This window comes from Oleiphilus sp. HI0061 (assembly GCF_001635675.1).
On record NZ_LWFE01001282.1, the window covers coordinates 1 to 1,359 of the forward strand.

General features: G+C 38.6%; 1 protein-coding gene. It reads right to left on the reverse strand.

The window, feature by feature from the left end:
* Positions 1 to 1,256: 7TM diverse intracellular signaling domain-containing protein (locus tag A3735_RS20180; RefSeq protein WP_156499787.1), on the reverse strand; the 1,256-nt coding region annotated here is incomplete at its 3' end.
* Positions 1,257 to 1,359 lie beyond the last annotated feature (103 nt).

Genomic DNA, 1,359 nt, shown 5'->3' on the forward strand with positions numbered 1-1,359 from the left:
TCTTTTTCATAATTTAACCTGTCAGCGAATGCGATAGAGAGAAGTGTCAGCTCGATTAGAGTGCCAAGGGATAATGCGTTTTCATTGAAAATATTTGGTTCTATAATTCGGTTATTTTCTAATAGGAAAATAATGACCGCACCTAAATAGCTAAACCAGGCCAAAGCAAAATAACGAGCAGTTTTAATCCCTTTTAGCCAGTATTTCACACCAAGGTAAAAGCCGGTCATTACCATAAAGCTTACAGCGATAAATGTACTTTTTAATGCGAAGCTATAAGAAATTAAGAAGCCGGATAGTACCGTCAATATGAAAGTCAGAATTAGAAGCTTTATCAGTACAAGGTCTCGCTTAGAGCTTATGTAGTCGATACCAATAAAATTCTTAATAAATGTTATCGCACTAATGCCGGTAAAAGCGGCAGAAAATACAACAGCGTGGTAATTAAATAGGGGGTAGTTTGGCCATAGATATTGAAAAGCGAGACCAGAAAGCACTAACTGGATGATTGCGCATGAGCTTAGGTATATTAAATAGTAAAGATAGCCTTTATCCTTTACGGTGAGATAAATAAAGCTATTGTAAAAAAGCATAATCAGGATTGCGCCGAAATATATCCCGGATAGAAGACTAAAAGATATGTTTTGCTTACTTAACTCATTTTGGGTAACGATTGAGAGCGGGAGTTGCAATACACCTTCTGACTGTATGTTTAGATATACGTCAAGCTCTGTATGGTTTTCTGGAATACTAAAAACAAAAGTAGGTAAATCTACCTTTCGGCTTTTAAATGGTAAGTGGTCGCCGGTATTGACTTGTTTGACGATGCGGCCGTCATTGACAAAATAAATCGATACACGGTCGTGATGAGGGTAATCTAATTTAACAAAATACTGTTGGTCGATATGAAAGCGCTGTTTGTGTAGCTTAAAGCGGAACCAGTAAGGCGCGTTCGTCTGCCCAAAGTGCTGAATGTGCTCGGTATTTTTTGTCCATTTATTTTTATCTATTGCTAGCACATCATTGATGCTTGCCGAAAAGGAACTGTCCAAGTAGTAATCTAGATAAGGTAGTGCATTAACTTCATCTACTATTTTGCTTACCTTAATTGTTTCGTACTGCGATGACGTGCTTTGTGCTAAGGATGGCTTAGAAATCGCGAGACTGACCCACAGCCCAATAGTGGCAATAAGCAAGATAAGCCATGCCATTTGAGAGCGTTCAGGAAGTAGGTCTATCTTTCTGTGAATGCTCATGCTCTGCTCAGAGTCCGATGTGCGTAGTTAGCTAGTGATTGGTGTGTAGTTGTTAGTATAGTGGATGTCTGAGAAATAGTTTCTAGAAAGCCATAAAAAACGC